This window comes from Cetobacterium somerae ATCC BAA-474 (genome assembly GCF_000479045.1).
GTDB lineage: Bacteria > Fusobacteriota > Fusobacteriia > Fusobacteriales > Fusobacteriaceae > Cetobacterium_A > Cetobacterium_A somerae.
Window position 1 is genome coordinate 1 of sequence record NZ_KI518224.1, and the last position, 4,091, is coordinate 4,091.

5 protein-coding genes and 1 pseudogene are annotated in these 4,091 nt (G+C 25.4%); 1 reads left to right on the plus strand and 5 read right to left on the minus strand.

Going from position 1 to position 4,091, the window contains the following annotated elements; genetic code table 11:
* The 5 genes from HMPREF0202_RS14435 to HMPREF0202_RS14455 all read right to left on the minus strand — a co-directional run.
* Positions 1-932, minus strand: a 932-nt coding sequence (locus HMPREF0202_RS14435) for an SIS domain-containing protein (protein ID WP_023051459.1), incomplete at its 3' end; no start/stop codon positions are given.
* An 11-nt stretch (positions 933-943) separates the two neighbouring features.
* Positions 944-1,771, minus strand: coding sequence for a PTS system mannose/fructose/sorbose family transporter subunit IID (locus HMPREF0202_RS14440; RefSeq protein ID WP_023051460.1), 828 nt, complete (start codon positions 1,769-1,771; stop codon positions 944-946).
* A complete protein-coding gene (locus HMPREF0202_RS14445; RefSeq protein ID WP_023051461.1) occupies positions 1,758-2,537 on the minus strand; it encodes a PTS mannose/fructose/sorbose/N-acetylgalactosamine transporter subunit IIC in 780 nt (259 codons plus the stop codon). The genes HMPREF0202_RS14440 and HMPREF0202_RS14445 overlap by 14 nt, the downstream gene beginning before the upstream one ends.
* Before the next feature lie 17 nt (positions 2,538-2,554).
* Positions 2,555-3,016, minus strand: coding sequence for a PTS sugar transporter subunit IIB (locus tag HMPREF0202_RS14450; protein WP_023051462.1), 462 nt, complete (start codon positions 3,014-3,016; stop codon positions 2,555-2,557).
* 14 nt (positions 3,017-3,030) lie between these two features.
* Positions 3,031-3,453 carry a PTS sugar transporter subunit IIA gene (locus tag HMPREF0202_RS14455; protein WP_023051463.1) on the minus strand — a complete coding sequence of 141 codons (423 nt, stop codon included), beginning with the start codon at positions 3,451-3,453 and terminating at the stop codon, positions 3,031-3,033.
* A gap of 214 nt (positions 3,454-3,667) precedes the next feature.
* Here HMPREF0202_RS14455 and HMPREF0202_RS14465 point away from each other — a divergent pair.
* A pseudogene (locus HMPREF0202_RS14465) lies at positions 3,668-4,091 on the plus strand (replication initiation protein); the annotation flags it as partial.

Below are 4,091 nucleotides of genomic sequence, written 5' to 3' on the forward strand. Positions count from 1 at the left end.
AAATTAGGATTTATATTTTTTGATATATTTAAATTTATTGTTTGATTATTTTTATTATTACTATTTGTTATAATTGTTGAAAATCCAATATAATTATCCATATAATTTTTTAAAGTATGTAATCTTTTTGATAATGGAATATTTAAATCTAAATCCAAATAAAATATAGCATTTGAATTATTAGCCTCTAAATATGGTCCATGCATATATGCTTCAAGTTCATGACCAGTCGATGGACATCTAACCACTTCTGTAAATTTAGTTTCGAACTCTTTTGTAATACCATAGTTTGCTCCGTAACCTAAACATATAAATCTATTTATATTTCTTAAAAGTTCTTTATTTTTTTCAAAATATAAATTAGTATTTTCAATAACTGTATTTATATTACCAATTAGATATTCCAATTCTTCAAAATATTTAAGATATTGATTTTTTAATGTTATTCCCAATAAAAATAAATTTAGAACAGTTCCACTAAACCCTTTAGTCACAAATCCCACATTTTCTATACCTATATTTAAATCTAAAATATATTGTGAATATTTTGTTATTGGACTTTCTAAGTTGTTTGTTATTATTATTACTGGTTTTTTTAATATTTCAGATATTTTTCTAGTAGCATTTATTGTTGAAGTACTTTTTCCACTTTGAGATATTACAATAGTCAAATCCGTATCTAAATCTATTTTTTCATAATCATAAAAAATAGATGGTTCCTCTATAAAAACTTTAGCTTCTAATATATCTTGTAAAAAGTACTTAACTGTAACTGCCGCATTAATAGAAGAACCTGTAGCTAAAATCAGAATTCTTTTAATTTTATAGTCTTTTAAATCTTTTAAAATATGTCTATTTTTATCTTGAAAATTTAATAAAATATTTGTTAAAGTATTCTCTTCATCACATATATTGCTTAACATAGTTTCCATAAATATACCTCTTAAAAGAATCCAACTAAAGTTCCAAAAATTCCAAATATTGCCATTCCTAAAAGTATTGTTATTGGTTTAACATTTTTATTTAATAAATAATACACAACACCAAAGATTCCCAATTTTAAAATACCTGGCATTATATCATCTAAAATACTTTGAACTTCTATTGTTGAACCTCCAGCTTTAAAAGCTAATGGAGTTGAAATGTCTACCATTCTTGCTGTCATTCCTCCAATAACAATTAATCCTAATATAGTTGCTCCGTAAGTAACTTTCTCAACTGCTCCTGATTTTTCAAGTTTAGTTAAAAAATCTACCCCCAATTTATAACCTAACTTTATAAAAAGATATCTTATAATTATATGTGGAATATTAAATACCAATAGAAATAAAATTGGACCTAATATATTTCCTTGTAATGAAAGAGCTGTTCCAATTCCTGTGGCAATTAATCTTAAAGTTCCCCAAAAGAAAGAATCTCCTATTCCTGATAATGGACCCATTAATGCTGTTTTTATTCCATTGATTGAGTTTTCATCAAATTTTCCATCTTTTTTATTCTCCTCTTCAAGAACTACTGATATTCCTAGCATTAAAGTTACAATCCAAGGAGTCATATTAAAAAACTCTAAATGACGTTTCAAAGCTTTTTTTAATTCTAAATGATTATTTGTATATATTTTTTTTAATATTGGTGCTATAGCATACGCATATGCTAAGTTCATTTGTCTTTCATAATTCCATGAGAATTCCATTTGAAAAGATCTCCAAAATATCTTATTCAAATCTTTTTGTGTAATATTTTTCTCATCTTTTTTATTAGAAATCATCATCACCATCTCCTTTCTCACTTAAGTTTCCACTTTCTACTAACTGTCTTTGTGACATGGGATTTACTGTTATTAATGCTATTAAAGCACCAAATATTGCAATTCCTGTCAATGGAATTTCTGTATATATTGCAATGGCAAATCCAACGAAAAAATATGGTAAAACTTTTTTATTTATAAGAAGTTTTGCTAACATTGCAAATCCAAGAGTTGGAATCAATCCAGTTGTTATTGCTAATCCTTTATGAATAAATTCTGGTATTGCTTGTAAAACCAAAGATACTGCATTACTTCCTAATGAATACGAAAAGAATACTATTATTGCTAACATTAAAGATAAACCAAATCCAGATATTAAATGCATTCGCTCTATCCCTTTTATATTACACTCATCTGCGTATTCATCAGCTTTGTGACCTAATATAGGTATAACAACTCCTAGATACGCATTTTTTAAAATTAAAGTAAATGTTGCAATTGGTAAAGCCAACAACAGAGCTGTCTCTGCTCCTGCACCTGAAGATATTGCAAAGGCAACTCCCAGTATTCCTCCAGTTACTACATCTGGTGGAATTGCTCCTCCAATAGCAAAAGATCCAATGAAAGCTAACTCCAATGTAGCTCCCATTATCAATCCCATTTTTAAATCTCCCATTACTAACCCAGTTAAAAATCCAGTTACTATTGGTCTTGATATTAAGCTCGTTCCTAAGGCATAATCACATTGAGCTATAAAAGCTACTAATGCTAATAAAAATGCTTGCATCATATCTATCCTCCCCTTTTCTATCTATATAAAACTTTAGTATCATTAGCTACTTGTCTAATTTCAATCTCAATCCCCAAGCTTTGAAGTTCTTTTAAAAGATTTTCTTCCTCCTCTAATAAATTTACTGCTTTTGATATATTTCTACTATTTTCTCTTGCTTTAAGTCCTCCTAGATTTATTTGCTTTATCTCATCTACCTCCTTAGCTATTTTATAGGCATCCTCAACAGATTCTACAACTATAAAAAGTTTATATTTATCTGTAACACCAGATTTTAAAGCTTGTATTGAGTCCTCTATATTTTTTATTACTAATTTTACTTCTTGGGGTTTTGCTAACTTCATTGTTGTTTTTCTTAATTCATCATTTACAACACTATCATTAGCTATCAATATACAATCTGCTCCTAAATTTTGTATCCATGAAAATGCAACTTGTCCATGTAATAATCTATGATCCACTCTTAATAAAAGAATCATAATACTCCTCCCTTTTAGAACTCTTGGTCCTCTTCTATTTTTTTTTCTAACTCATCATTACAATAAATCAAAGAATTACCACATTCTTCTATACTTTCACGTATCAATTCCTTTGGATTATCATAATCATTTTGTTTTTCTATTAACGTTAAAATTAATGGCAAATTTACTCCTGAAACAATATTTAAATTTTTATAGTTAGATATATTTTCTAAAAACTCATTATTTACACTTCCTCCAAATATATCTGTCAAAACAATTAACTCTTCTTTTGGATATTTTTTTAAAATAAATTCAACTTCTTCTTTTAAATTAAAACTTTGAGTTGTATAACAATTTAATATTTCTAAATTATCGATGTTTCCAATAATTAATTCTATAGATGTTTTTATTCCTTCTGCAAATTTTCCATGAGTTGCAACTATAAATTGAATCATTTTATCCCTCCTTTTTTTATTGTTATTATTGATATACCTTTTTTAATTTTTTTAGTCAAATTTTTCATGTTTTTTGTTTATTTCTCTAGATTATTTGATATTAATGAGGTATTATATTACTGTAAAATCAATGTTTTTTTATATACTCACGTTTTTTTATATATAATTTTTTCGTTTGCTTTAATTTATTTTTTTAACAAAAGGAGATACTATAATGAAAAAAAATCTAATTATTGAAAAAAATTTTACACATTACTCATTTATGAATAGCAAAGTAACTTTTTCAAAACGATTTTCTAAAAATGATATATTACTCAAAGAGTATATAATAAAAGAGATAATTGAAAAGGATTTAAAAAAAATAACTTTAACAAAATCAAAATTTTTAAAAATTTTGATTTTAAGTCAATTTGATACTATCGATTCTTTTTTAACTAAATTTACCTCTAAACGAATTAACATAACTTATGAAAAATCTGAACTTAACTCTTTTGAACTATCTTTATGCATCATATCTTCATACTTAAAAAATAATGATACCTATGAATTAAATATTAATAATGATTTTTATAAAATTTTTAATACTGAAAAAAATGATTTTAAACTTTTTCAATTAAATATACTTTTAAGTTTTAATT

Excerpts from the sequence above, each read along its gene's own strand:
- HMPREF0202_RS14450 (WP_023051462.1), bottom strand. The coding sequence starts at position 3,016 with ATGATTCTTTTATTAAGAGTGGATCATAGATTATTACATGGACAAGTT.
- HMPREF0202_RS14455 (WP_023051463.1), bottom strand. The coding sequence starts at position 3,453 with ATGATTCAATTTATAGTTGCAACTCATGGAAAATTTGCAGAAGGAATA.
- HMPREF0202_RS14445 (WP_023051461.1), bottom strand. The coding sequence starts at position 2,537 with ATGATGCAAGCATTTTTATTAGCATTAGTAGCTTTTATAGCTCAATGT.
- HMPREF0202_RS14440 (WP_023051460.1), bottom strand. The coding sequence starts at position 1,771 with ATGATGATTTCTAATAAAAAAGATGAGAAAAATATTACACAAAAAGAT.